At 40.8% G+C, this 26,186-nt stretch carries 26 protein-coding genes and 1 pseudogene; 23 read left to right on the forward strand and 4 right to left on the reverse strand.

Features of this window, described 5'->3' with window-relative positions; all coding sequences use genetic code 11:
• Nucleotides 1-66 precede the first annotated feature (66 nt).
• From BLR65_RS10300 to BLR65_RS10355, 11 genes are all read left to right on the forward strand, one after another.
• Nucleotides 67-1,281: a MalY/PatB family protein gene (locus BLR65_RS10300; protein ID WP_093794111.1), complete on the forward strand. Its 1,215-nt coding sequence runs from the start codon at nucleotides 67-69 to the stop codon at nucleotides 1,279-1,281.
• A 152-nt stretch (nucleotides 1,282-1,433) separates the two neighbouring features.
• Nucleotides 1,434-1,817 carry a RidA family protein gene (locus BLR65_RS10305; protein WP_093794112.1) on the forward strand — a complete coding sequence of 128 codons (384 nt, stop codon included), beginning with the start codon at nucleotides 1,434-1,436 and terminating at the stop codon, nucleotides 1,815-1,817.
• A gap of 131 nt (nucleotides 1,818-1,948) precedes the next feature.
• A complete protein-coding gene (locus tag BLR65_RS10310; RefSeq protein WP_093794113.1) occupies nucleotides 1,949-3,367 on the forward strand; it encodes an amino acid permease in 1,419 nt (472 codons plus the stop codon).
• Nucleotides 3,368-3,710: 343 nt separating this feature from the next.
• Nucleotides 3,711-4,088: a winged helix-turn-helix transcriptional regulator gene (locus BLR65_RS10320; RefSeq protein ID WP_093794115.1), complete on the forward strand. Its 378-nt coding sequence runs from the start codon at nucleotides 3,711-3,713 to the stop codon at nucleotides 4,086-4,088.
• 522 nt (nucleotides 4,089-4,610) lie between these two features.
• Nucleotides 4,611-6,398: a hypothetical protein gene (locus BLR65_RS10330; protein WP_093794117.1), complete on the forward strand. Its 1,788-nt coding sequence runs from the start codon at nucleotides 4,611-4,613 to the stop codon at nucleotides 6,396-6,398.
• Nucleotides 6,399-6,568: 170 nt separating this feature from the next.
• Nucleotides 6,569-7,069 carry a branched-chain amino acid aminotransferase family protein gene (locus BLR65_RS31765; RefSeq protein ID WP_425441014.1) on the forward strand — a complete coding sequence of 167 codons (501 nt, stop codon included), beginning with the start codon at nucleotides 6,569-6,571 and terminating at the stop codon, nucleotides 7,067-7,069.
• Between the two features lie 16 nt (nucleotides 7,070-7,085).
• Complete coding sequence (locus BLR65_RS31770; protein WP_425441015.1) at nucleotides 7,086-7,625, forward strand: aminotransferase class IV; 540 nt, start codon at nucleotides 7,086-7,088, stop codon at nucleotides 7,623-7,625.
• Between the two features lie 81 nt (nucleotides 7,626-7,706).
• Entirely contained in the window at nucleotides 7,707-8,261 is a 555-nt protein-coding gene (larC2, locus tag BLR65_RS10340; protein ID WP_093794118.1) for a nickel pincer cofactor biosynthesis protein LarC2, read from the forward strand.
• Nucleotides 8,262-8,511: 250 nt separating this feature from the next.
• Complete coding sequence (locus tag BLR65_RS10345; protein WP_281241518.1) at nucleotides 8,512-9,156, forward strand: pyridoxal-phosphate dependent enzyme; 645 nt, start codon at nucleotides 8,512-8,514, stop codon at nucleotides 9,154-9,156.
• A 291-nt stretch (nucleotides 9,157-9,447) separates the two neighbouring features.
• A complete protein-coding gene (locus BLR65_RS10350) occupies nucleotides 9,448-9,711 on the forward strand; it encodes a TIGR03905 family TSCPD domain-containing protein (RefSeq protein ID WP_093794120.1) in 264 nt (87 codons plus the stop codon).
• A 745-nt stretch (nucleotides 9,712-10,456) separates the two neighbouring features.
• Complete coding sequence (locus BLR65_RS10355) at nucleotides 10,457-11,899, forward strand: sigma-54 interaction domain-containing protein (protein ID WP_093794121.1); 1,443 nt, start codon at nucleotides 10,457-10,459, stop codon at nucleotides 11,897-11,899.
• Between the two features lie 40 nt (nucleotides 11,900-11,939).
• Here BLR65_RS10355 and BLR65_RS10360 read toward each other — a convergent pair whose 3' ends face one another.
• The 4 genes and pseudogenes from BLR65_RS10360 to BLR65_RS10375 form a co-directional block, all read right to left on the reverse strand.
• The gene (locus BLR65_RS10360) at nucleotides 11,940-12,050 is read right to left on the reverse strand and encodes an IS3 family transposase (protein WP_093794122.1); all 111 of its coding nucleotides are present in this window, start codon (nucleotides 12,048-12,050) and stop codon (nucleotides 11,940-11,942) included.
• A gap of 286 nt (nucleotides 12,051-12,336) precedes the next feature.
• A pseudogene (mttB, locus tag BLR65_RS10370) lies at nucleotides 12,337-13,809 on the reverse strand ([trimethylamine--corrinoid protein] Co-methyltransferase).
• Nucleotides 13,806-13,967 (reverse strand): hypothetical protein, encoded by a 162-nt coding sequence (locus tag BLR65_RS29695; protein WP_169716911.1) that lies wholly within the window; start codon nucleotides 13,965-13,967, stop codon nucleotides 13,806-13,808. The pseudogene mttB and the gene BLR65_RS29695 overlap by 4 nt, the downstream one beginning before the upstream one ends.
• 38 nt (nucleotides 13,968-14,005) lie before the next feature.
• The gene (locus BLR65_RS10375) at nucleotides 14,006-14,638 is read right to left on the reverse strand and encodes a cobalamin B12-binding domain-containing protein (protein ID WP_093794125.1); all 633 of its coding nucleotides are present in this window, start codon (nucleotides 14,636-14,638) and stop codon (nucleotides 14,006-14,008) included.
• A gap of 713 nt (nucleotides 14,639-15,351) precedes the next feature.
• Here BLR65_RS10375 and pylSc point away from each other — a divergent pair.
• From pylSc to BLR65_RS10430, 12 genes are all read left to right on the forward strand, one after another.
• Complete coding sequence (gene pylSc / locus BLR65_RS10380) at nucleotides 15,352-16,185, forward strand: pyrrolysine--tRNA(Pyl) ligase large subunit (RefSeq protein WP_176772727.1); 834 nt, start codon at nucleotides 15,352-15,354, stop codon at nucleotides 16,183-16,185.
• Nucleotides 16,186-16,235: 50 nt separating this feature from the next.
• Entirely contained in the window at nucleotides 16,236-17,378 is a 1,143-nt protein-coding gene (gene pylB, locus BLR65_RS10385; RefSeq protein ID WP_093794126.1) for a methylornithine synthase PylB, read from the forward strand.
• A gap of 21 nt (nucleotides 17,379-17,399) precedes the next feature.
• Nucleotides 17,400-18,548: a 3-methylornithine--L-lysine ligase PylC gene (pylC, locus tag BLR65_RS10390; RefSeq protein WP_093794127.1), complete on the forward strand. Its 1,149-nt coding sequence runs from the start codon at nucleotides 17,400-17,402 to the stop codon at nucleotides 18,546-18,548.
• A 47-nt stretch (nucleotides 18,549-18,595) separates the two neighbouring features.
• Nucleotides 18,596-19,402 (forward strand): 3-methylornithyl-N6-L-lysine dehydrogenase PylD, encoded by an 807-nt coding sequence (gene pylD / locus BLR65_RS10395; RefSeq protein WP_093794128.1) that lies wholly within the window; start codon nucleotides 18,596-18,598, stop codon nucleotides 19,400-19,402.
• A 37-nt stretch (nucleotides 19,403-19,439) separates the two neighbouring features.
• On the forward strand, nucleotides 19,440-19,763 hold the full coding sequence (gene pylSn, locus BLR65_RS31775; protein ID WP_093794129.1) for a pyrrolysine--tRNA(Pyl) ligase small subunit: 324 nt from the start codon (nucleotides 19,440-19,442) through the stop codon (nucleotides 19,761-19,763).
• Between the two features lie 181 nt (nucleotides 19,764-19,944).
• Nucleotides 19,945-20,742, forward strand: coding sequence for a methyltetrahydrofolate cobalamin methyltransferase (locus tag BLR65_RS10405; RefSeq protein ID WP_093794130.1), 798 nt, complete (start codon nucleotides 19,945-19,947; stop codon nucleotides 20,740-20,742).
• A 116-nt stretch (nucleotides 20,743-20,858) separates the two neighbouring features.
• Nucleotides 20,859-21,227 carry a helix-turn-helix domain-containing protein gene (locus BLR65_RS10410; RefSeq protein WP_093794131.1) on the forward strand — a complete coding sequence of 123 codons (369 nt, stop codon included), beginning with the start codon at nucleotides 20,859-20,861 and terminating at the stop codon, nucleotides 21,225-21,227.
• 245 nt (nucleotides 21,228-21,472) lie between these two features.
• Nucleotides 21,473-22,714, forward strand: a complete 1,242-nt coding sequence (locus tag BLR65_RS10415; RefSeq protein ID WP_169716912.1) for an MFS transporter — start codon at nucleotides 21,473-21,475, stop codon at nucleotides 22,712-22,714.
• Nucleotides 22,715-23,472: 758 nt separating this feature from the next.
• On the forward strand, nucleotides 23,473-23,922 hold the full coding sequence (locus BLR65_RS10420) for a MarR family winged helix-turn-helix transcriptional regulator (RefSeq protein WP_093794133.1): 450 nt from the start codon (nucleotides 23,473-23,475) through the stop codon (nucleotides 23,920-23,922).
• 299 nt (nucleotides 23,923-24,221) lie between these two features.
• Entirely contained in the window at nucleotides 24,222-24,374 is a 153-nt protein-coding gene (locus tag BLR65_RS29700; RefSeq protein WP_169716914.1) for a hypothetical protein, read from the forward strand.
• Nucleotides 24,375-24,466: 92 nt separating this feature from the next.
• Nucleotides 24,467-25,012, forward strand: a complete 546-nt coding sequence (locus tag BLR65_RS10425) for an L-2-amino-thiazoline-4-carboxylic acid hydrolase (protein WP_093794134.1) — start codon at nucleotides 24,467-24,469, stop codon at nucleotides 25,010-25,012.
• 42 nt (nucleotides 25,013-25,054) lie between these two features.
• Complete coding sequence (locus tag BLR65_RS10430; protein ID WP_281241519.1) at nucleotides 25,055-26,164, forward strand: MFS transporter; 1,110 nt, start codon at nucleotides 25,055-25,057, stop codon at nucleotides 26,162-26,164.
• Nucleotides 26,165-26,186: the final 22 nt, after the last annotated feature.

Here is a 26,186-nt window from a genome sequence, read left to right on the forward strand (position 1 = left end):
GGTAATATGTACTCGAAATGATTAAGCAACTTAACTAAAATGAATATTATAAGGGAAAGGGGTACTATGACTGTACAAGAATTTTGCGCTCAGTATTACGTAGATCGAAAAGGAACTCATTCCCAGAAATGGGATGCGTTATTGAGGAAGTTTGGCGATTCAAACTTGCTTTCTATGTGGGTTGCCGATATGGAGTTTAAGACGCCACAACCAGTTATTGATGCTCTAGCAAAAAGAGTAGAACATGGAGTTTACGGCTACTCGGATGTTCCCAATTCTTATTACGATGCTTTGAATAAATGGGAACAAGAGCATTATGGGTATAGGATAGAAAAAGAGTGGGTGAGATTCTCACCTGGAATTATTCCGGCATTATATTGGTTCGTCAACATGTTTACAGAAGAACAAGAGTCAGTTATTGTTATGACTCCAGTTTACTATCCGTTTCTCAATGCCGTGAAAGACAATGGCCGGAAGTTGATTACTTGCGACCTGGATTATAAGGATGGAATATTTACAGTTGATTATGAACGCTTTGAAAAATTAATCACTGATAATGATGTAAAGCTGTTTATTCTTTGTTCTCCGCACAATCCTGCGGGACGGGTTTGGACAGAAGAAGAATTGGAAAGAATGCTTGATATTTGTCAGAAACATAAAGTGCTGGTGATTTCTGATGAAATCCATCAGGATATAATTGCTCCCGGCTTTAGGCATATTCCAAGTGCGATTGTAGCACGCGGAAAGTATGCATCCAACATCATTACTGCAAATGCTCCTTCAAAAACCTTTAATCTTGCCAGCTGCTTACATGCTAACATTATTATACAATCTCCAGTGATACGAGCAATCTATGATGCATTTATCAAACGTTATTATCAGGCTGAAACGAATTTATTTGGGATTACTGCTGCAGAAGCCGCCTATACGTATGGCGAAACTTGGCGACAGGATTTATTAAAAGTAATTTACAGCAATTATAGTTACGTCAAAGAGCAAATGACCGAATATCCGGGAATTCATGTTTGCCCATTAGAAGGAACGTATCTGTTATTTATGGACTTACGAGCTTATATAAAACCAGATCAGATTAAGGAATTCATACAGGACGAATGTCGTTTAGCTTGTGATTATGGTGAATGGTTTGGTGAAAAATGGCGTGGTTTTATCCGTATGAACGTGGCAACCCATCCTAATTTTGTGAAACAGGCCGTTGATAGTATTAAAAAAGAACTGAAAATTATAAAAACAATAAATGGTGTTAATACCGAGAAAAAATAGCAGCTACTTAAAACCGGGAATAGAGGTGGTAAAAAGGAAAACTACCGTCGTTTTCAGGACAAACAGTAAACGGGGATATTGGGAAGGGGGGATCAATAGCTGTTTGCAAGGCGAATTTTTCAAAAAATACAATAATATAGGAGATGTGAATAATGAATTTTGTTGTGTTTACAGAGAGTGCGCCAGCCGCGATTGGTCCATATTCTCAAGCCATTAAAACGGATAGTATGGTTATGACTTCAGGTCAGCTTCCAGTTGATCCTAAAACGGGAGAATTAGCAGAAGGTATTAAGGCTCAGGCTACCCAGGCGTTGGACAATCTTAAAGCAGTACTGGAAGCGGCCGGTTCTTCCATGAATTCAGTGATAAAAACAACCGTTTTTATTAAAGATATGAATGATTTTGTCTATGTCAATGAGGTTTATTCAAAATATTTTCCTGTAAATCCCCCGGCTAGATCCTGTGTAGAAGTAGCTAGGTTGCCTAAAGATGCTCTGATTGAAATTGAAGCCATAGCAACACTCTCTTCTTTATAAGAAAGCATGTATTTTAGTCAGGAAATGTTTAAAAAGAATGCTGTGGAGAATGGAGGAAAAGAAGCCGAGATTTACGATTTAAGTGCAAAAAAACTTATTTGAGGCTAATACAAAGAGGAGGAGGAAGAAAAATGAGTGAGAAAATCCAACATCAGGCTTACGAGAAAGAAGATTTAAAAAGAGATCTAAAAAGCCGTCATATTCAAATGATAGCCATCGGGGGGTGCATCGGCACGGGTCTCTTTTATGGTTCTTCCTGGTCTATTAAACAAGCGGGGCCCGCAATAATCATGATGTATATGATTGTCGCCGTAGCGATTTACTTCATTATGAGGGCTTTAGGCGAAATGGCTGTGGAAGAACCTGTATCCGGATCGTATGTTTCTTATTCAAATCGTTATATTCACCGCTTTGTTGGATTTTTGAATGGGTGGAATGCATTTGTCTTTCTGCTAGCTGGAAGTTCGGCTTATCTTAATGCTTTAGGAAAATATGCACAGTTTTGGTTCCCTGATCTACCTATATGGATTACTGCCTTAGCCGCGGTAACGATTTTGTTTATAGTTAATGTTATTGGTGTAAAGTTTTACGGAGAAGCTGAATTCTGGTTTTCCTTCATTAAGGTTGCGGCGATTGTTGCGATGATAATCTTTGGCTGTGCAATGATATTTTTTGGAATTGGCAACGGGGGCCAAGCGATCGGGTTTCACAACCTTGTAGACAATGGCGGTTTTTTCCCGAAAGGATTAAGCGCAACTATATTGTCGATTGTCATGGTGGCGTTCGCATTTGGCGGGGTTGAAAACCTTGGACTGGCAGCCGGGGAAGCAAAAGATGTAAAGACTACTATGCCAAAGGCTGTTAACGCTACGTTCTGGAGGATATTGATTTTCTATATCGGAGCGATAACTGTTTTGGTTACTGTCTTTCCATGGACTTCGTTAACTTCAAAAGGGAGTCCTTTCGTAGAGGTATTTACCAGAATGGGTATTCCGGCAGCCGCTGCAATCATGAACGTAGTTGTTGTTACCGCTGTATTATCCGAGATAAATTCTACCGTTTTTTCTAATAGCCGTACGTTTTACAACTTATCTTTGCAAAAGAACGCTCCGACATTTTTGGGGAAGGTTAACAGTAGAAATGTGCCAGCTAATGCGGTCATGCTGGTTTTCACGGTAATGTTTGGTGGGGTTATAATGAACTACCTCATGCCGGAAGATGCTTTTGAATTGTTTTCTTCAGTAACTGTATATGGCTTAATTTGTGCATGGGCTTCAATTGTGGTGAGTCATTTGAAATTTAGAAAAGTTAGAATTCAAAATGGTGAAGTAGATAAACTTACCTACAAGATGCCTTTCTATCCGTACAGCAATTATTTCGCCCTGTTCTTTATGGCTGTGGTACTGATATGCATAGCTATCTTGCCGGATATGCGAATGTCCCTGGTAGTGTCGGGTGTATGGGTGTTCATCGTCTATATAGCCTATAAATTCTATACAAAAAATGAAGCAAAAGAACTATCCGTTAAACAAGATTTAGCAAAAAATTAATTGGAAGTAATAAACCATGTTGAAAATATCCTTGTGTATATTGTAAAATATATTCAGAATAGTGTTGTTATTTTTGCTTTAATCGACAATATACCTAGTGATCTGCGCGCGGCAAAACGCGCGGGAGATAAACGGGCTCGGCTCGGTGAACACTTGATATGGTGGCTTTTGGATACTTTTTTCTTGACAAAACTGTAAAATGTTGTTGCAACGCTGATGTATATAATTATTTTTCAAAAACCCTTTTGTAATATTGCGCTACTTCCTTAATAAATAACATCTTTTTGGATCTTCCCTATACCGTCCAATGTTACTGGTGAACCTTACAAAAGGAGGATAATCAATGGAATCAAAGAATGCGAAAGAATGGAAATGTCCAGTAGAAGTGATACTTGCAATGGTATCTGGGAAGTGGAAGATAATGATTTTTAGAGAATTGGCGTCGGGAAAGCCTGTCAGATATAATCAAATCAGCGATAATATCCCCCATGTTAGTGCAAAAGTTTTAACTCAACAGCTCCGTGAAATGGAGGCTGATGGGTTATTACGCCGTGAAATATTTCAGGAAATTCCTCCAAGAGTGGAATATTCCCTTACTGAATGCGGTCTTGGTATTTTGAAGGCGATGATGGAATTACGAAAATGGGGATATGGTTTAAAAGACGTCGACATGTCAAAATGCGAGGAATGTGGGGCATATCGTTTATACTACGATGAGTAGTTAGACTCCTGTCCCGTCTCGGAAAAACACCGTTCAGGCGCTTTCGACATAACATTTGCAATATTCCAAACAGGGAGTACACTCCAGCGTTTGGATCTCTATGATAATTAGCGGCGACTTTTTCCGTTGCTCCCATTTAAATCAATACGTCAGAAATGATATCAGCAGCCCGGAGCCGACAGTGTCGTGGCTCCGGGCCATTTTGTTTCCCTTCCTGTCTCGAATGGGAAAAGCAGCAATTTGTCGCGTAACTTACCAAAAAGTTATTATATAACAAAAAAGTGCATTATTGCAACTGTTTTTATTAATATGTACAATATCTTCAGAAGAGTATTATTATTTAATTTTAATCTGCAAAACAGCTGGTTGGACCGCATGCGCTCCGAGCATTCTAGCTGCCTTGCACTGCGAGAAGTCCTTCGGGACAAGGAGTTGCAATTATCACTGAATGAGACCAATAAAGAAATAATCAGGCAACTGTCTATTTCAGTATCACAAATAATTTAAATGGAGGGACATTGTATGTTTATCGTGAACCCAGACGTAAAAAGTCGAGTAATTTCAGCAGCAGAAATGGCAGCTGTATCTAACATTTCTAATTTGACCAACGATCGGATAGAAGCGTTGGCGGGTGGCCATGGTATGGTTAATATGGCGATTCATACTGTTGCAAACATTATTACAGAAGAAGTGCTCAAAGGCAGCAGTCTGTCCATTGAATTTGCCGATGCTCGCAGGCTGCCGATCGATGATATCATGGAGAAAGCGATCAAAACAGCAAAATACTCCGGAGCTGATGGAGCAAACGCCGCATTAATCGTAGCATGCATTATGTATTTGGCAGGCTCTAAGGCCCAGGTTGGCATACCTGCCGGAAACAGGAAACTAGGAGCTACCGCCCGGATGTTGGCCCATGTGGATCGAAGCGGTGTGGCCGCAGTTCCTACGTCTAAAATGAATAATAAAATCTCTGGGTTTCCTGCTGTTATGGCAATTAACCAGGCCATGATGGAGGGAAAGTTGACGACCTTTGATGGCAGAAGGATACCCATGTTTGTGGCTGGCGGCCCGGTATACGGGCATAGCGCGCTAGGGGAAGATTTTATCTGGCCAGAAATGGCGCAAAATGGTGCGCGTATCGGCACACAAGCGATGCTTGATGCAATGGCCGGTGCTGCTATGCAACCACGTCCTTTTACCGCCGCTGTTCTAGGAGCCGCAGCAATTCTTGAAATCATCCATCCGGATGCTGAAGTGCCGGAAGAAAGCGGGCAATACGGTCGGACAAGTTCGGCTTATTTGGTTGGTAAGTCGGCTGTCAAAACTGCGGGGCTTCCGGAAAAGATACACTTAAAAGTCACCGGGGAAGAATATGACACCGCAAAAGTTATTGGTGATGTCGGTTTAATTATTAAGGATATCGGTGGACCCTCTGTAATCGGAATGATGGCCTTTGATGAAATCTTTTCTGCCTTTGCCGAAATGCTTTCGGGATTCTCTGGAACTCCTGTCAATGCACCACTCGGACATGTCGGGGCTTATGCTATTATCGGGATGAAAGCATTGTTTGACAATAACGGAGATGTCGAGAAAGTTGCAAAAATGATTGCTGAAGAACGCGTTGCAACCACATTTAATCCGGAAGTGGCGATGTTCAGCATAAACACAATAGCAAGAAAAGCTAATGAACTTCACAATGGTACTGTCACGCGTATGTTAATCAATGCTACCGAGCCAGCAAGAGCTAAAGCCCTACATTCTCGTGCGGAGTTTGCTTTCGATCAACTATCGTCAGGTAAAACTCTTGAAGAAGTGGTCCGTACATTGGATGATGAGCGTATTGCATGTGTTGAGAAACACGCCAATATTATTCTCAGCGGCATGGCAGGTGCTGATGTCAAAATTAAAATACTAAAAATAGCACCGGGAGCAAGAAGAACCTCTAACCTCGCGAAAAAGTACTGGGCTTTTGATCCGTTGGTTGATATCAGTGTTACTCTTGGAGATAAGACCGCTGTGATGCATGGATTTGTCCATGACATTATACCGAAAATATGCAAAGGGGAATGTCCTGATATTGAATGGGCCGCTTCACTGGGCGGTGTGGTAACTGATGAATTTGCCTTGTCGGGAGTTTGTATTATGAATATTGTTGTACCTGCTGCCGTAGTCGCGGCAATGAAATTGTATACTCCCGTTGATGCGGCAACGATTGCTGAAAAGGCGGCATATGTTACTGCTGGTATCCCCGGAGGAAAGGCTGCTGCAACACGAGTTGCAAAACTTGCGTTGCAGATTATTGAAGAATAATATCTCAATAGGATACTATTTTCTTAAATAGAAGTAACGGTATGTGAAAAGTACGGTTACTTCTATTTATAAATATCAATGAATTGACAAAATTGCTGCAAGATGTAGAGCGTACACAGGGTAGATGTATGCCGAAGTTATATAGAACCTCAAAGTGAGGAGGAAACAATATGGTTAACTTAGCGATTACGAAAGTGGTAAAGCCAAAAGTAATTCCGTGTGAAGATTCATTAGGGTTTGGCCGTTATTTTTCTGATCACATGTTTGTTATGGACTATCAAGCAGGGAAGGACTGGCATAATCCCCGCATAGTTCCTTATGGGGAGGTTGCCTTATTTCCGTCAACGATGGCGTTGCATTATGGTCAAGCAATTTTTGAGGGAATGAAAGCCTTTCGCAATAAGCAAAATGAGATAGTCATTTTTCGAACTAGAGATCACTTAACCCGGCTTAACCGATCAGCCCATATCATGAGTATTCCCGCTATTGATACTGAAGCTGTGTACGAATTTTTGCACGCCCTAATTGCAATGGAAAAGCATTGGGTTCCAGGAAAAATGGGAACATCACTGTATATCCGACCGTTCATTATTGCTGCCGACCCGTGTGTTGGAGTTAAGGTGTCTGACACATATCGGTTATTTATTATCCTGTCGCCGTCAGGAGTATAATCCTGTCAGCATAAAGGTGGAAGATAACTACGTCCGCACCGTGCATGGTGGCTTGGGCGAAGCCAAAACACCGGCCAATTACGCCGCTAGTCTCAGAGCTCAGGAAGAAGCCAAAAAGGCGGGGTTTGATCAGGTGCTCTGGTTGGATGCTGTGGAACGAAAGTACGTAGAAGAAGTAGGCACAATGAACATCTTTTTCAAAATAAAAGGGGAACTTGTTACGCCTAAACTTAATGGTAGTATACTTGATGGAATAACTCGCCGCTCAGTCATAGAATTGGCTAAGACATGGGGAATTGGGGTAAGTGAACGGGTGATTTCAATTGACGAAGTATATTACGCCAGTGAAAGAGGCGAGTTAGAAGAGGTTTTCGGTTCGGGTACTGCGGCAGTAATTTCGCCTGTGGGCCAACTTGTCTGGAAGGGCAGAAAAATCGTTATTAATGAAAATAAGGTCGGTGAGTTTACTCAGAAGTTATTCAATTACATTACTGATCTTCAAAATGGTAATGTGGCTGATCAATTCGGTTGGATCGATAAAGTTACAGCATTATAGATCTTTGATTACCCCATTGAGTACTGAGGCGAGTGAATTAGCGAAGCGTACAACTTATATATTGAAGAGAGGAATGCTGATATGCTTTTGATGACTACAGTTGACAATGTAAACGCTGAACACGTTCCGTACTTAATTGAGCAATTAATGGCAAAGGGAGCCGGCAACGTCCATGTGGTGAGCGCGATGACTAAAAAGGGGAGACCAGAGTATATTTTGCTAATTGATACACCTAAGGCAAATGTAGATGCAATCAGCGGCTATCTCGCGGCTGAGTTAGGGACCTTGGGTATCAGGCAATTTAATGTCGACCATATTTCTTTTAAATATTCCATAGAAACGATGAAAGTGTCTCTGCGAGACGTAACAGGTAATAAGATTTGGGAAGATAATGTGGATGTCAAGTTGGTCAAAGACGACCACGATAATCCACTTACCGCTCGTGTAGAGTATGAGTGCGTGAAGACGGCGGCAAAAGCTTTTGAAAGTCTGGGTACAGGGATTACCTTTTATGAATTAAAACAGATTATTGAGAGCAAGGCGTTAAAATATTTTAAGAACACAGATTTTGAAATTAATATTGAGCCAATAAATAAAAACAAATTAAGAGAAGGTTGTTTTCGTAAAAGTTGTTAGTTTGCATAGGGGTTCTATTTGGGGATTGGTCTGGTAGCTTTAAATTATTATGGGAGTCTTTTGCAATATTACCGCTTCGATTATTAGACTGACAGATAATGCCCATAAAATGACCAATGGCGATTCCACTCAGCAGGCAGACATTATTCAAAACACTGCCGGTATAGTTAATGACATGCCAAAGTCAGTAAATACAATCACACAAAAATGTTAACGGCGCTAACTGCACTGCACAGCAGGTAAGGAAAGCATCGATGAAAAGGAAGCCAAGGGAGAAAAAGTACTCAATATACCAATAGGTGGTCAAGGCGTGATCGGTGCTGCCGGATATATACAAGCTGTGCCCGAAATTATGCGTCAGATGAAAGCACAAGACATCGACGCTAAATTCTTAGTCGTAAGCTATGGCTCAACAGGTACTTTTGCGGGTCTTTGGGCAGGCGCTATGCACTACAAAGTTCCATTTAAGGTTATTGGTATTCCAGTTCTGACTAACTACCCCTCCAGAGAAGACACTGCCAATTTCATCAATGAAATCAGCCAAACTTACGAAATGAGCTTTAGAGCATCTCCGGATGATGTCGAAATTGTTCCCGGTCCAGTAGATAATCGTTATTTTGGCGTGGAATACAATGTTCCTGACTCTTCTACATGGGAATACATTCAACTATTGGCCAGAACGGAGGCGATCTTCCTTGACCCCTGCTACACGGGCAAGGGGTTCCATGGGTTTGTGGACATGGTGAGAAGTGGAGTTATTCCTGCAGAAGAAGGAGCGATCTTTATTAACACTGGCGGTACTCCAGGGCTTTGGACAAAGGAGCATCTGGACTTTGCCCAGAGTGTTCTTTGGACCAGCGAAGATAAGATCACTGTTTTCAAAGCTGAACTCTGACCTGTTTTGCTCATAAAAAATTAATGTAAAGGAGACCGATTAAGAAAAAAAATATTAGATAAAGCGCCGGTAGCGATAGGTCCTTTGTGCCGGTAAAATGGTCTGGATAGAGATACTTCTTGCCGATGTTATATTAGTTACTATGATTTTTCATAGTAACTAATAAACTTATTAATATTTACATTCATTATGAGATTAAGGTATATTTGAAGAAGCTTGAAGCTGAAGTTTCAATTAGCAAAATAGGATAACAGAACAAGCTCGCAGATTTGGTATAAGGTAGAGGATATAATGGTCGAATACGAAACTAAAGGTGTATGTTCAAGAAAAATTCAATTTGCGATTCAGGATGGTATAGTTAAGGATGTGTTTTTTTTAGGTGGTTGTAATGGCAATCTAAAAGGTATTAGCAATTTGGTTGAGGGAATGAAAGTGGAAGATGTTATTAACAAACTCGAAGGAATAAAGTGCGGGTCAAAAAATACGTCTTGTCCGGCGCAACTGGCGATAGCGTTAAAACAGCAGGCTGCGGCTCATATTACACCAAACTCCTGAAAGTGACAAAGGTTCAGATATTGAGCTGATATCTGAGCCTTTTATTGTGCTTTAGCATGTTTCAGGTGCTCGTAGACACCTGAAACCAAAAATCACTTGCTATGTGGGCAATGTCGTCACAGGCAATAGGGAAAAATACCGTAATAAAGAGCTAAAAAACATATTAATGTTTCGGTGGTGGTTGATCTAGTATGCGGGAATACAAAAAAAATAAGATAGAGAAAGGTATCAACCAAAATTCGGAAATAGTTAAAACCCGTGAATTTCGCGGTTTTTTTGCTGTTTTGGGGGTGGAGGGGAGCAATCCAAAGCAAAGATATTTGCTATATTTTACCAATATTTTGCAGGATCTTGTTAATTTATAGAATAGAATGGAGACAGGTTCCGTGTCCCGGCAGTTAAAATACAAAGCTAGAGTAGTCGTTTGCCGCTGCTTAGAGAACTTGGAATTTATACGGGGTATTCTCTATGTCCATCAAATCTATTAAGGTCACTTTTCTCGTATTAGGGAAAAAGGACTTTTTGGCCGATAACAAATGCTTTGATGCTACGTTTAGCCCGATTTTAAACATAATTATATTTCATAAAAAGGCTTATACTATTGCAGGAAAATTATTGTAAATATAGAAAAATAAACTATTAGAATAGGAACAATCCGAAATTATTTCCTAAAGCATAGTCTAAACCCTTATTTTAGCTGGTAGTAGCCGATAGGCAAACTGTGAATGATTCGGGGGGGCTGTCCATGACAATAACAGCCATTGCTAGAATAGAAGAGTTAGAACGCGAGAATCAATTGTTGAGGAGTATCATTGATACGATAAACGAAGGGGTATTTGCTGTAAACGAGAAAGATGAAATACTCTTATATAACTCTGGGGCTGAAAAGACAGAAGGATTAAAAAGGAATGATGTTCTAGGTAAAACTCAGGCTGAAGCGTATGCATCTTTCGAAGAATATTATTTTGCCGGAGATGTATGCCAAAAAGTGATAAAAGCAGGTATTCCATTGCATGATCAACAATACCAGTACACGCTAAGTGATGGGAGAAAGACCTATATAGCGTTTGATGCGTATCCTTTTTTTTATAAGGATAAGGTTGCCGGAATGTACGTGATTGGCCGTAATATGGAGACAATGGGTGAATACATAGCTAAAACCCTAGAGGTCCATAAGTGGATAACTAACCAGGAAAATCCCAAAACTACCGGAGCAAAATTTTGCCTTAGTGATATCATTGGAGATAGTAATGCTATTAAAGAAGCTATCTGGACAGCACAAAGATTTGCTAGATATAATTCTCCGGTGATGCTTATAGGAGAAACGGGAACAGGCAAAGAACTGTTCGCTCAAGGAATTCATAATTCAAGTACTTTCGCAGAAGGACCTTTTGTAGCAATAAATTGTGCGGCTATTCCTGAAACGTTATTAGAGAGCGTTTTGTTTGGAGCGGTTAAAGGTGCCTTTACTGGTGCTAGCGACATGCCTGGCCTATTTGAACAAGCAGAGGATGGGACAATATTCTTAGACGAAATAAACTCGATGCCACTTTTTCTCCAGGCTAAATTACTACGAGTGCTGCAGGACAGAATTGTTAGAAGAATAGGAAGTAAAAAAGAAACACCGGTGAACTGCCGAATTATAAGTGCTACTAACGTAGATCCTTTTTCTATAGATAATGATGAAATACTTCGTTCTGATTTGCTGTATCGATTAGCTAAGGTAACTGTATTTATTCCCCCCCTGAGAGAGCGGCAAGGTGATGTTACATTTCTAACCAGGCATTTTGTTAAAAGGGCAAGTAGTAAATTCGGTTTAGTAACAATTGATGTATCGGACGAATTGCTTAGTTTGTTTGAAAGCTATCATTGGCCAGGTAATGTACGGGAGTTAGAGAATGTTATTGAAAGCGCAATGCATTTTGTCGGGAATGAAGAGAATGTATTGCAATTTAAACACTTACCTCTCCATTTTAGAAAAAGAATAAATTGTAAGTCTACATCAAGTTACTCAGAATTGCCATCTTCGGGTAATACTTTTTCAGGAACTTTACGAGAGATTGAGAAAAGATTAATTAAGGATGCTTTACTAAGAAATGCTGGAAATATATCTAGGACAGCAAAAGAACTGAACATTTCTAGACAAGATTTACATTATAAAATAAAAACATATGAAATAAAAAAATGACCTCGTTTTGAATTGATCCAAAAAGTTAGACAAAATTGAACTAAGCAGATTTTAGGGAATGAGTTCTGTAATTTACAGGGCTCATTCCTTTTAATCTTTGCTTAATACGATAATTGTTATAGTGATCAATATAATCATGTAATTCTTCCATAAACTGCTCTAACGCGTACAGATAAAACTACTCCTGTTTGAGCAGTCCAAAAAAAGTTTTCTATTAACGCAGCGAGCGACTGACGGAACGGCTGTGACTTAGTTTTTTTCTCACAACTGCTTTTTTCTTCTCTTTTAAAAAAGGGCGTATCCCTTCACGTTTTTTCAATAAACGTTTTGCGACACGCCCGTAAGTTTAGTTAGTCAAATCCATTTTTTCGCCATGGAGTATGAGGCCCTGCTCGCGTCTAATGGCGATGTATGGAAAGACTAGTGTTAATACTGTACTATTTTAACAATTGTTTTTCGGCATCTAAGACAATCTGATGAATTTTTTCGATTGCTTCATTAGATAAGACAGACGGCTTATGAGTTTCGAGAATTTTTCTTGCTAATATAGCGGATTTTTCCGCCATATCTTTACCGCCTTCTGCAAGCCAGTCTTGCCGATTATTACGGTCCATAACTAGAGGAGAAGATTGAACTTGCCTAAAGTGTTCGAATGTATGATCTTCTCCCAAGTATTGACCTTTAATGCCGACACTATGGATTACATCGATGGCTAAAGTCTCTTCATTGACTGGTACGCCAACCAAAACAGTCTTGATCATACGCACGAAATCAGCATCAGAGACTACTTGGCCGAGACTCATGGTGATGCCGCTTTCCCACATGCCCGGTCCGTAGATCATGTTAGCACCTGCTAGCATGGGTAGGAGGGCTGTAAGGGTTTTTTCGTGTCCGGCTTGCAGATCAGGTAATTTGCTATCAGTCTATCCACCGGCAACAAGCGTTGGTATATTGTACATTCTAGCAATACTTGCAACTCCAGCGTTGATCAGCCCTGTTTCAGGGCAACCGAGCATAGCCGCAGCCTTATGACGCATGTCAAGCGTACCTGTAGAACTTCCGTAGATAAATGGCGTCCCTTTATTAACTAATTGGGACAGAGTAAGAGCCCCCAAAATTTCGGCATTCATAACTACTAATGCTCCGGCTAGCGTTACGGGAGCCATTCCGCCAGACATAGCCATTGATAAAATCATCGATGGAACGCGGGCCCTAGCGGCTTCCATAACAGCAGCTACGGTACTTTCGGGCATTGTTAGAGGGCTTATAGTACAACCACCTAACATCATTATAGGACGGTCGCTTAGTTTATCCATTCCGCCAGCGGCAACAGCACCCATTTCAAGGAGTATTTTCGCAGTAGTTTTATTTTCAGGACTAGCCAATACATGTTTGTTGGTGTTAATTAAGGGAGCTTCAAAGCCATGTATACAGGCTACTTTGGGGTCTACATCCCTAGCAACCATGGTATCAAATACGAAGTCGTATTCATCGAGGTAATCGACTAACCTGGCACAATCAGCAATGTCTTGTTTGGTGGTTTCACGTAGTTCTCCAGTATATGGGTCTTCAATTAAGATGCCTAAGCCAAATGGGCAAACATACACTCTTCCGTCCTCAAGGATAATGTCATATTTTGCATCTTTTCCGGCAAGAAAGACGCTGGCGGGTGCACTCTTGAGAGCATCTTCAACCATCCAAGCTGGAATCTTCACAACCTTTTTCTCGTAATCTACCCGAGCACCATTACGATCAAAATACTCAAGAGCTTCTTCGTCGGTAATGTTTAGTCCTGTTCTTTCGAGGACTTCAAGAGTGGCTAAATGAATGGAATGTAAGTCTGAGTCGGAAAAAATCTTTAAGCTAGCTCCTTTAAAGGAGGAATATCCAGCACTTGTGTTACGCTTCATTTCCAATGCCTCCCCAACATATTCATTTTAAAATTTACCTGTATTGAGTCACATACTTCTAAAGTATTGTAATGGATGGCTTCAACATCGAAATCAGAAAACAACTGAATGCCGCAACCGACCCAATTGCAATGACCTGACGGCCGATTCCTTTTCATGATATAGCACTCCTTTTTGATGACTATTCGTTTAGCGTTTAGGCGACCCATTCCTTACATAAATCAACTGCAACGGCTGCATCCGGAGCATATCCATCAGCACCAATTTGGTTTGCAAAGTCTTCCGTTATCGGAGCTCCGCCGATGATTACTTTAACTTTGTCTCGCAGTCCTTCTTTAGCCAGCAGATCTATGGTTTCTTTCATCGCCGGCATAGTAGTGGTGAGCAACGCCGCCATGGCCACAATTTTTGCATTGTGTTCTTTAACAGCAACAATAAATTTTTCAGATGAAATGTCTATACCCAAGTCAATAACTTTAAAACCGCCACCTTCTAGCATCATGGTGACGAGATTTTTACCGATATCATGGAGGTCGCCTTGAACAGCGCCGATTACAACTGTTCCAAGGGAGGGCATATCTTTGTCGGCTATGAGTGGCTTAACCATCTCAATACCAGCAGACATAGCTTTCGCTGAACGCAGGACTTCTGGTACAAACATATCACCTTTTTTAAAACTGGCACCTACTATATTCATTCCGGCAATCAATCCTTCGCTAATAATTGCTAGCGGACTGGCACCAGAATCAACCAATGCCTGTACCTGTTCTTTTACTTGACCTTCCCGTCCTGAGATAACACTTTGGGCTAAATTCTCAAAATTTGCCATAATCTCCACTTCCTCTCTTCATTTTGTATGCCATAACCAAAATAGTTTATTAATTATCACCTCCTAATTGACGGCAATATAATCCGGGAATTAATACTGGGTAGCCAAAGATAAATTCACACATTCTTACCACCCCGGACGGGAAAAGTGAATTTAAATGTGTGAATTTGAGATTTGGTGTCCTAGTGCAAACTAATGCAAGAATAGTACCAATCTAAAAAATATCGGATTATTTATAAACTAGGTACTGTTATGGCCAATTAGCTGCTGCGCGGTTAATACTTGTCTAAGCAATAAATAAAATAGAAATCTTAAAAGAAGGGGTCTAGCATTTAATGAGTCTTAACTGAGAAAATATGTAAAAGTTTTTTTCACCCTGTAATCTTTTTTTTCACTTTTAGCAGGGTTTGTACCAACATAAAAGATAAAATCATGAAAATGGTTGAAACCAGTATTCGATATCTTAGATTATTTATTTAAAAAATTTTTAAGGAATTAGCTTATATTTTACTATGAGAATAACAAAGGAGCAGTCATAATCAGACTGCTCCTTTATTTTGATTCAAGTATTGGCACTGATTTTGCATAACTGATATGTAAGAAAGTTAGCTGAGCTCACGGGGGGTGGATCGGATTGATCGCGTGGACTCTAAATTCGCGTAGGCGGGTGAAACTCCCGTACTCCCCGCCAACAACTTCAAGGGGGTAACTAGGTGAATATTACCTGGACACCAATACAAAAGCAACGTTTAAAAGAACTTAATGCCAGCTCAATATGGCAAGAGCGACATTTTGAATCATCAAACGAACGCGATTCTGAATTTCGAGACCTGGCGAGCCAGTTGGTAACCAGGGGTAGGCGACATTTGGAGCAATTTCAGAAACTTACTAAGCGGCCACTGCTAAGCGTACTTGAACAGCGACTTATTGAAGCTCTTACGCTTCAAGGATTCATTCAAGTAATGACTCCAACAATTATATCTAAAGGTTCTTTGGCTAAGATGTCTGTCGACGATAACCATCCACTCTTTTCCCAAGTTTTCTGGCTCGACTCCAAGCGGTGTCTTCGTCCGATGCTAGCCCCGAATCTCTACACATTATGGAAAGACTTGCTTCGCCTATGGAAGCCGCCGATTCGCATCTTTGAAATCGGCACCTGTTATCGTAAGGAATCTCAGGGGGGATTACATCTAAATGAGTTTACAATGCTCAATATAACTGAATTGGGTTTACCCCTCAATGAAAGGCAACAACGTCTAGAAGAAATAGCATCCTTAGTTATGGACGCTGTTGGTATCGATGATTATGAGATGGAGGTGACAAATTCAGTCGTATACGGAGATACCTTAGACGTGATTAAAGGTATTGAATTAGGCTCAAGCGCTATGGGACCGCATGTTCTTGATAAAAAGTGGGGGATCACTGAGCCGTGGGTCGGGATAGGCTTTGGTCTCGAACGTTTGCTAATGGTAAAGGAAGGTGCTCAAAATGTTCAGAGTATGGGACGAAGTCTTAGTTATTTAGACGGAGTAAGATTAAATATCTAAAGGCTAATTATTAAAAAATAAAATGTACTTGATAAGTAGGTGATTTTACAATGATAGTGCAACAACCTTCTACACTTGATAGGATTTTAGAGAAAGCTTTTAAGGAGGAATTACTAGGGCGAGATGAGCTTTTACATCTGTTGAAAATTTCCGAGAAAAATGAACTTTCTAGAGTATTTGAAATGGCTAGATTACTCAGGACTCGCTATTTTGAGAACAAAATTTTCCTCTATGGTTTTATTTATTTTTCAACCTATTGTCGTAATGAGTGTAATTTCTGCTTATATCGGAAATCTAACCACTCGCTACACCGTTATCATAAAAACCATGGGGAGATTATGGAAATAGCATATAGGTTAGTGAAATCTGGAATACATTTACTAGATTTAACTATGGGAGAAGACCCACGATACTATGACAACAAATCAGGATTCGATTCTTTGATAAGAACGGTACAGGCTATAAAAGAAGGCAGCGAGATGCCTATCATGATTTCGGCGGGTGTCGTGCCTAAAGATGTATTAAGAGAGTTAAAAAAAGCTGGTGCTGAATGGTATGCGTGCTATCAAGAAACTCACAATCCTCACTTATATTCGAGGCTTAGAGTAGGTCAAAGTTTTTATGAGAGAATGAAACGAAAAAAAGAAGCTAAGGATATGGGCTTCCTTATTGAGGAGGGCTTACTTACCGGAGTTGGGGAAAAAGACGGAGATGTGGTTGATTCGCTGCAGGCTATGAGAAGGCTGGAAGCGGATCAGGTGCGAGTTATGAGTTTTGTTCCCCAGAAGGGTACGCCTATGCAAAATGTTCCGTCAATACCCAGGACAAGAGAGCGATTAATCCTTGCAATAATGCGATTAGTCTTTCCTGATCGGTTAATTCCAGCTTCTCTGGATGTGGATGGTATTAATGGATTAGCGGATCGCCTTGACGCCGGAGCTAATGTCGTTACATCAATCATTCCGCCAAACTCCGGTTTGGCTGGAGTGTCAAATCAAGAATTGGATATTGACGATGCTAATCGAACGGTGGAGAGAATACTTCCTATTTTAGAAGGGCTTGGACTGATAAGGGCTAGCACAACAGAGTATATGGAGTGGATCTTAGCACGTCTGACAAAGGTTATGCCATCCTATAGGCAAATCCAGGAGGCTAAAAAAGAGTATACAGACTGGGTTGTACTACATCACTAAAGCTCTAGAAGGGAGATAGTAATGCGAGTTGTAATCGTCGGCGGAAAACTCCAAGGAGTTGAGGCCGCATACCTAGCAAAGAAAGCTGGATGGGAAGTTAGTGTTGTCGATAAAACAACTGAGGTTCCGGCTTCAATAATTTGTGATTACTTCCAGATAATGGATGTAACCAATAGCGTTGAATGGCTAGCATTTTCAGAAAGATTCGATCTGGTTATCCCTGCGTTAGAAAACCAAAAAGCGTTAGAAAGCTTGGTAAGATGCTCAAATTGCTCTCAAGTTCCCCTGGTCTTTGATGCCAAGTCGTATTCTATCTCTTCCTCAAAAATTATTTCAAATGAGATATTTAAACGACTTTCAATCCCTGCACCTGCACCATGGCCACAGTGTAGTTTTCCAATAATTATAAAACCATCCGGGGCAAGTGGGAGTGAAGGGGTAATCAAGGTTGATAATGCACAGATGTTCGAATGTTTGAAAGCAGAAAAAATTGTTTCTGATATGGTAATCGAGGAATACCTTGAGGGACCCTCCTATTCGATTGAGGTTATTGGGTATCAAGGAGTGTATAAAGCGCTGCACATTACTGAGCTCCATCTTGATGCTCAGTATGACTGTAAGCGAGTGCTTGGTTCTACAACTCTTTCCAAAGAACAAAAGACTAGCTTCGAACAGATTGCTTTGCGCTTAGCTAGCTTTTTGAATCTGAATGGAGTTATGGATGTGGAGATCATTTTACATAAGGATCAGCTAAAAGTCTTAGAAATCGATGCTAGGATTCCAAGTCAAACCCCAACGGCGGTCTATCATGCTACTGGGAAAAATATGTTGGAAATTATTGGTAAGACTTTTGCGCAGGGAAGGCCATGGGGAGACTTTGTCATCACTGAGGACAGAGGCGTGATTTACGAACACATTCATGTCAATGGAGAAAACCTTGAAGTTTTAGGTGAACACATTCTATCCAGCGCAGGGCCACTTCGCCTATGCACAAATTTTTTTGGAGCTGATGAAGCATTAACAACTTACTCACAAGGTAAAAAAGAATGGGTTGCCACTCTGATTATTATCGGAGCAAACATGCTAGAGGCGTGGAAAAAACGAGAGCGTATTATTTCTGAAATCAAAAGGAAATGCCAGATTCAAAACTATTGTGATTATTTTCCATAATCGAAGACGATGTCAATTCCATTAGAAGTGTGTAGGGAGATGTTTCTATGACACGACTTAAAGAAAAGGATATTCAAAAGGTTGTTACCAGATTAGCGCAGTACGATGCCGAGCTAATTAGTAAGACAGGGTATAGTTTAAGATCTATTGCGACTCGTGCTGCAGATAGGGACTTGAATACTACTCTGGTTGCCCAACCTAAAATCGCTGTTATTCCTATCACAAGCGGACAAGGAATTATTGGAGGTTTTTCTGAGACTGTAGCTGGTATTTTAGAGTATCTAGGTTTCAGTACTTTTATTACTAAAAACTATGATATTGCCGGGATTACTGAAGCTGTCCAGGGTGGAGCTGAAGTTTTGTTTGCGGCCGATGATAATAAGTTTGTTGCGATTAACTTAAAAACTGGCGCGATAGCCGACAACAGTAAGGCCACAGGGAAAGGATACGTTACTGCCTTAGACCGTATGTGTAATGGTTTAGGTGAAAAACATGTGTTGATTATTGGCGCTGGGGCGGTAGGTAGAGGAGCATCAGGTTTAATTGCTAAGCTGGGAGGTCTGGTTTCCATATATGATATAAGTATAACTGCTAGTCAGGTATTAGTTGACGAACTTAGAAGACAGGGGTATCCTGCAAAGGTTGAAACTGATTTGGATTATGCTTTGAGTAAGCATAGAGTCATAGTGGACGCCTCCCCGGCGGGAAACATTATCCGTCCTGAGTATATTACCGAGCATACAATAATCGCTGCTCCAGGCATTCCTTTAGGCGTACCAGAAGAACATCGAGGCAGAATACTCCATGACCCGTTGCAAATTGGGGTAGCTACGATGTGTTTTGAGGTTATATGAAGATTTTTTCAATTACGGACGATTGGAGTGAATGCGTATGGTCATTAACTCAATAAAACAGAAACGATACTATCGAAAAAATGTCGATTTCTTTAAACTAGTTGCCAAGCTTAAACTTTGGCCTTCAAGAAGCGGGATTTTGCACGGCATCAAGAGCATGAAGATTATCGGGAGCGCAGCGGAACTTATTACACATTGTAATGAAAAGTTCTATATACAAAATTCGAAACATAGTAGAGCTGCTCGTTGTCTGCGTAATAAATTGTTTTTCCATTCTTGTCCCACTTGTAAAATCCCAAAATGGAAACTAGAGAAATACTCTGGAACATATGTGAATCAAAATTATGGATCTAATTTATAGATCCGTATGTTTAGTCATCACGTGAAGCGGAGGTGACGCCTACAAATGTAATACTTTGCTAGAATTGTGTTAAAAAAAGGGGGGGTAAAAGAGGTTGTTTTACAAAGCAAGACACTATCTGGCTTTGTTATTGCTATGATATGAATTTGTTTTAGATAAAAATCATTAGGGAGTGGATATCATGATTATTGTCGGAGAATTGATTAATGCTAGTCGCAAGCCAATCTCAGAAGCTATCAAGAATGCGGATGCTAACTATATTCAACAAGTAGCTAAAGATGAGTACTCGGCCGGTGCCAGTTATATTGATGTAAACGCCGGAGTTTTTGTTGGTAAAGAAGCCGATTATCTAAAATGGATAGTTAAATTAGTCCAGGAAGTTGTTGATGGACCCTGTTGTATCGACAGTCCTGACCCTAAAGCTATAGAGGTTGCCTTAAAGATTCATAAAGGGCCGGCAATGCTAAATTCAATTTCATTAGAGAAAGAAAGATATGATGCATTTATACCCCTTGTGAGTGGAACAGCTCATAAAGTTGTCGCTTTGTGTATGAGTGATGAAGGCATGCCAGAAACTGCAGAAGCACGGGTTAAAATTGCCGATGAGCTAATTAACCGTCTGGTTAAAAAAGGTTTGTCTTTAGACCAGATTTACGTAGATCCACTAGTGCAACCACTGTCTACGAACGACATCTATGGTATTGAGTTTCTGAAAGCCATAGAAATGATCATGAATAACTATCCTGGAGTTCATACCATGTGTGGCTTATCTAACATTTCTTTTGGCTTGCCTCTACGCAAATTTTTAAATAGAACATTTGGAATAATGGCCATAGATCGAGGCCTGGATGGTATGATTATGAACCCTCTTGATAAAGAGTTCATGGCGAGCATTATAGCTGCTGAAGCTTTGCGTGGAAAAGATGAATACTGCATGAACTACCTTCAGGCTTATCGCGATAATCTGCTTGAAGTATAGTAAAAGTGTTTATAGGCATCTGAAAAAAGAAAACACTTGTAAACTATCCCTCTCTGGATTCTCAGGATTTTGCCAATGAAGGTTGAACGATTACGGAGGACTGGGAGGGATTGTATATGAATTTTGGTGACAAAGTACGATATGTGCGCGAGAAATTTTCATTAACTGCCGAGCAATTAGCAAAGATTCTAAATGTAACACAGTCCTACATATCACATGTGGAAAACAACCGGCGGCAATTTGGACGTGACAAAATTATTTTAATGGCTAATAAACTACGTATTCCTGTTGAATTCTTTCTTCGTGAAGATGTGGAAACCCTGGAGCAGCTAACAAACAGGGATAAGTTAGAAGCCTTTTTGGGGGATGAAAGGTATCTCGACTATTTCATTGTCTTAGATCAAGCTGTTAAGGCGGATATTACCCCAAAAGAATTGGAGCGCGCAATCAACTATATAAAGGAATATAAAGTACGAGATGATTAAATATTTTCTTACAGCTTGAGTCTGCGTGAGGATAAATAGACTCTCCCCACCTCCAGCCCTTCCCTCTTTGATTGACAGTTAAAACGCATGGCATACTGAAAATCAGAGAGGGGATTTTATAATATGGCAAAGCATTAATAGCATGTCCCGCAAGGGCATTTGCTGGGACGATCCTCTCATGGATTCTTTCTTGGGAAAGATGAAATATAAATGGATGACAAGTAAAGATGTGTGAGGTGTCTAGATTGAAAAATAATAGATTGCCAATTTTGATTGCGATAATATTGATATGCGTTGCTCCAATGGCGGATACCTTTATTTTGATACCGGCTATGGCGGATATTGCCAAGGCCTTACCGGATGTAAGCGGAGCGTTGATTAGTTTTATTTTGACGATATCATCGCTATTTGTTATACCAAGCAGCTTGATTGCGGGTAAAATTGTAAGCGACAATAAACTTAATAAAAAAAGCGCATTATTGATTGGATTCACATTGTTTACCATAGGTGGTGCCGCTGGGGGATTATATCCTAACATTTATTGGATATTATTTACCAGGGCTGTCGAGGGAATTGGCCTTGGTTTTGCTACTGCAATGGTTGCAACAATTACAGCTGATTATTACTGCGGCCACGAACGGGCTAATGTAATGGGGCTGTATACTGCAATAGGCGGAGCGATCTCTATTGGTTTGACGCTTCTAGGCGGTTACTTAGCTATGACTGACTGGCGCCTGTCTTTTACCGGGTACCTTTTATGCGCATTGATTGTAGTATATGATGCGATTGTGTTAGAGAGGAAGCCTATCAAATCTGCGGAACTACTTGCGGAGGAAGAACAAGACCGGAAAGAGATGGAGGCAGCATTGGCTGCAGATGCGGGGCGTAAACCACGTCTAGGTAAGTCGGTTTGGTTCCTTGTTGGATTGACATTTGTGTCACAAATTATTGGCAACATGTTATACTTATTTATGGCAATATTTATGGATACCGAAAAATTGGGAGATGCCATAGCAGTTGGAGAAGCGAACGGAATTACAACAATTGTCATTGTTGTGTTTAGCCTATTGTTTGGAGTAATTTATTCAAGGCTGAAAGGGTTCACAACAGTATTCTTCTTTACATTCATTGGGCTGGGATACTTTTTACTTGCTAGGTCAACTGACTATACAACATGCCTAATAGCGTTCGTTGTATGGGCAGTGGGGTTTTCTGTTACAATCCCATATATTTATACAGAAGCGACTATTCTTCCGCCAAAGAATTTAGTTACGATTTGTGGAGCTTTGATCAATAGTACAATCTTTTTAGCTTACACACTATCTGCTTTTGTTCAGCCTGTTATTGTATCTATGTTTCATAACGATTCGCTAAGGTTTATGTTTAACGTCCTCGGAGTAGTTATGGGTGTTTGCGCAGTAGTTAGTGCAATCTACTATGCCATGGCAAAAAGAGTAGATAGCACCAAAATAAATCATGCAGCGTAGTTAGAACAATTGATTGAAACGAACAAGGGGACAAAACGAACAAGGGGACAGGGACGCCGTTTTAACGGAAAACGTCATCCCTGTCCCCTTGTTTTTTAAACTGACTATTAGTAGTGGGAAAAATGAGTCTAGGGTTATGCGGTGGATACAGTGGGAGAGGCGACAAGGCAAATGGTATGTAAACGATGAAGGCAATGCGTAGACGAAGGGGTTCTTTAGCTTGGACATGAACCCTTAAACAGCTTGAATATCATATGCTGAAAAGGTCAGGTCATTCAAAATGTTCGAGCCCGGCTGCCTACCGCCAGCGATTTTAAAGCACATGGTTTAAAACGAAGAAAGCTAATATTGCTGATGAGCTTTCTTTTTTTGCAATATAACTGTTTTATATCAGACATAATTTAATCGGTCATCAGCAAAACTATTACCGATAAACGGCGATCCTAAGAGCGATAAACTGATTACAGTCAGTCGGACAAATATTTAATACTATTGTCAGCCATAAGTTTGACGGCGACGACCGATTCGAAGATTGACAATGTGTGGCTACCGATGTGGCCTGGAGAATGCCATTGCATAAACGACATTTTTCATGCCAACAATATACAAATTTTAACGCCATTATGATGCAATCAAAATAACAATGGACGGCGAGCCAAAAAATGCACAAATATCTTGACATATATCAAATAGCCAGGTAAAATAACCCTGAAAGTATAACGAATGTCGTTATAATATAGAAAGGCAAAGCTACTTGGATGGATAAAAAATTTATTTCTTCAATGGATGAAGTGTTTCATAGTTTCATTTTTAAGGTGCGCCTTGATAGGTTTGCAACTTATTCAAATTCTTTACAAAGAATGTCGTTGCTTGATTTGCGTATTATACGTTATATCGCGGAAAGAGACAACGTACAGCTAAAGGAAATCAGGGATTTCCTTCAAATCCATAATAGCACGTTAAGCAGTGCTATCAAACGATTGGAAAGGAGAGGCATTTTTAAACGAGTTTCTAATCCTGAAGATGGCCGTTCCTTTATTATCAAGTTAACGGAATTGGGTGAAAAAGTACATCAAAAGCATAGGGAAGCTGATCTTAGTCTCGCTAAAAATATAGTGGATACATTCGATAAAGATGAGGATAGAAGAGAATTTATTCGTTTAATGAAAATTGTGTCAGATAAGTATGAAAATGAGGCAAATTTTTAATAATAATTGACGTTTAAAGGGCTAAATTGATAGGTGATGTTAATAATTGACTATTTATCTTAATGTTGTTGGGAAAATACCAAGATAAATAGTCAAAAATAATAACCAAATATGACGATGGTAGTCATAAATGTTAATGGGATCGTACGTGATGCCTCTTTCGGACGGTATGATCTTGGCTAAGGTTAGGGCGGCAACCTATACATAGGTTGCTGTCACGTAGCCTGAGTCAACAAGGGGATGGCTTGTGTATGAACCTTGGTTCATTGCGACTCTACTGCAGGAATGGAGGAAGGTGATTGGTGCTAAATGAGAATACTGTTGGGGCTGTCACCGCCTTGGTGGCCGTTGGTAGGCATTTAAATTGCCAGTGGGAAAGAAGGAAGATTAATGTTGGGTCCTTACATGAAACGGCGAAAGGTAGATTAGCCATTGACTCCGACAAGGTTTGAATTGGCAAAAGAATCTTGTCACAACGGGAGGGAAAAACAATAACCATTAAGATTCCGTTAAGGAAATACACTGATATGGAGGGGAACTAGAAATGGCTGAGATGGTTACTCTGGAAGATGCCAAGGAGCAAGTCAGGAGGGTCTGCGTTAGGTTAGCGTATTTACATCTTTCTTTTGCCAAGACTCTAATTAACGAATTAGGAGAAGAAAAAGGGAGAGAGTTAATCTTAAAATCAATAAAAGACTACGGGATAAGAATTGGCGAAGAAGTGAAAAACGCTGCAACTTCTCGGTGCTTAGATAATACTCCGGATAATTACAAAGAGGATTTGCCCTTGTACGGCATGCATGACGGTATAGAAACAGTAGAAGTAGATGGAGAAAAAAGAATGCGGGCCTACGGCTGTGTTATGGGGAAAGTATGGAATCAACTGGGAGAAGGGAAATTAGGGCGTTACTATTGTTTGGTAGATCCAGCCAAGTACATGGCATTTAATCCGAATTATAAACTAATGCATACAAAAGTATTACCTGATGGAGACGAATACTGTGAACTCGTTCTGAGGCAAACTAACGAACGGGAAAAGGAGGATTTCTCCAGCAGCAATAAGGACTGGCTATACATAGATCAAAAATAGGTTAATTTAATAATAATAAAGAAGAGCGCGAATACGTTCGGCATCACCGCAGATAAGTCGACCCAAGGTATGATGATGACGGTTTTCCTGCTTTTCTACGGTGCTTCGTGTTTTTTTGCCGGGCCACTGGTTCAACGGTACGGGCCCCGATTAGTTCTCGGCGCCGGCCTCATTTCCTGGGCTGCCATCATGGCGATTATGGGCGCCACTTCCGTAATTATGGTTCTCCTCGTGTGTCGAGCTATTTTGGGGTTAGGCGAGGCCGTTCTCGGGCCGAGCATATCGAAATTTGTGCAGACTTGGTTTCCGGTCCACGAGCGGGCGAAGGCCAATGGCGTGTGGTTTGTCGGCCTTGAGGTCGGACAAATCATTGCTTTGCCGCTGATTACTTGGATTACGGTGGCCTGGGGCTGGCGGTCCAGTTTCTATGCCCTGACTTTGATGGGGTGCTTGCCGGTGATAGTCTGTATGTTGTATGGCTACGATTCGCCGGCTAAACATCCCCGCATTTCCAAGGAGGAAGTCGAGTACATTACGGGCGGAATGCAGGAAACTAAAGTTCAGGAAAAGACACTTGGAACCTTCGCGTTTCTCAAACTGTCTAGTTTCTGGTACTCGGCCGTCATTTATGCCGCGGCAAACGCTGGCTTCTGGGGCTTTATGGTTTGGGTACCAACTTATATGAAGACCGCTCTCGGATTTTCTTTCGCTAAAACGGGGTTGCTGTCGGCGCTGCCGTATCTGGTGGGTACGATTTCCGTCATAGTGCTAACTCCGCTCATGGACAAAACGAATGCACGGGCTACTTTCTCAGTGGCCGGTTGCCTGGGCTTCGCCATAACTTTGTTCATGGCAATGTCCGTAACAGATCCGGTGATCGCCGTCGCCGTATTGTGTTTGGCAAACGTGTTTATCATGCCGGTATTCCCCGCGGTTTTCACCATTGTCCAAAATATCACTAAACCGACCGAAGTGGCCAACGCTACCGGCGTCTTCAACGGTTGCGCCTATGTGTTTGCATCAATTTTCCCTTATGCAATGGGCGCACTTTATAGCAGCACTGGCAATATGCAAAACGGTTTTTATTTGCTGGCTTCTGTTTTTGCGCTGGCTGTCCTGGCAGGTATACCGCTGGTGAAGAATCGTCTGTAGTCTTTGTTTATCATGTGCCTGG

It is taken from the genome of Sporomusa acidovorans (assembly GCF_900101845.1).
In the GTDB taxonomy this organism is placed as follows: Bacteria; Bacillota; Negativicutes; order Sporomusales; family Sporomusaceae; genus Sporomusa; species Sporomusa acidovorans.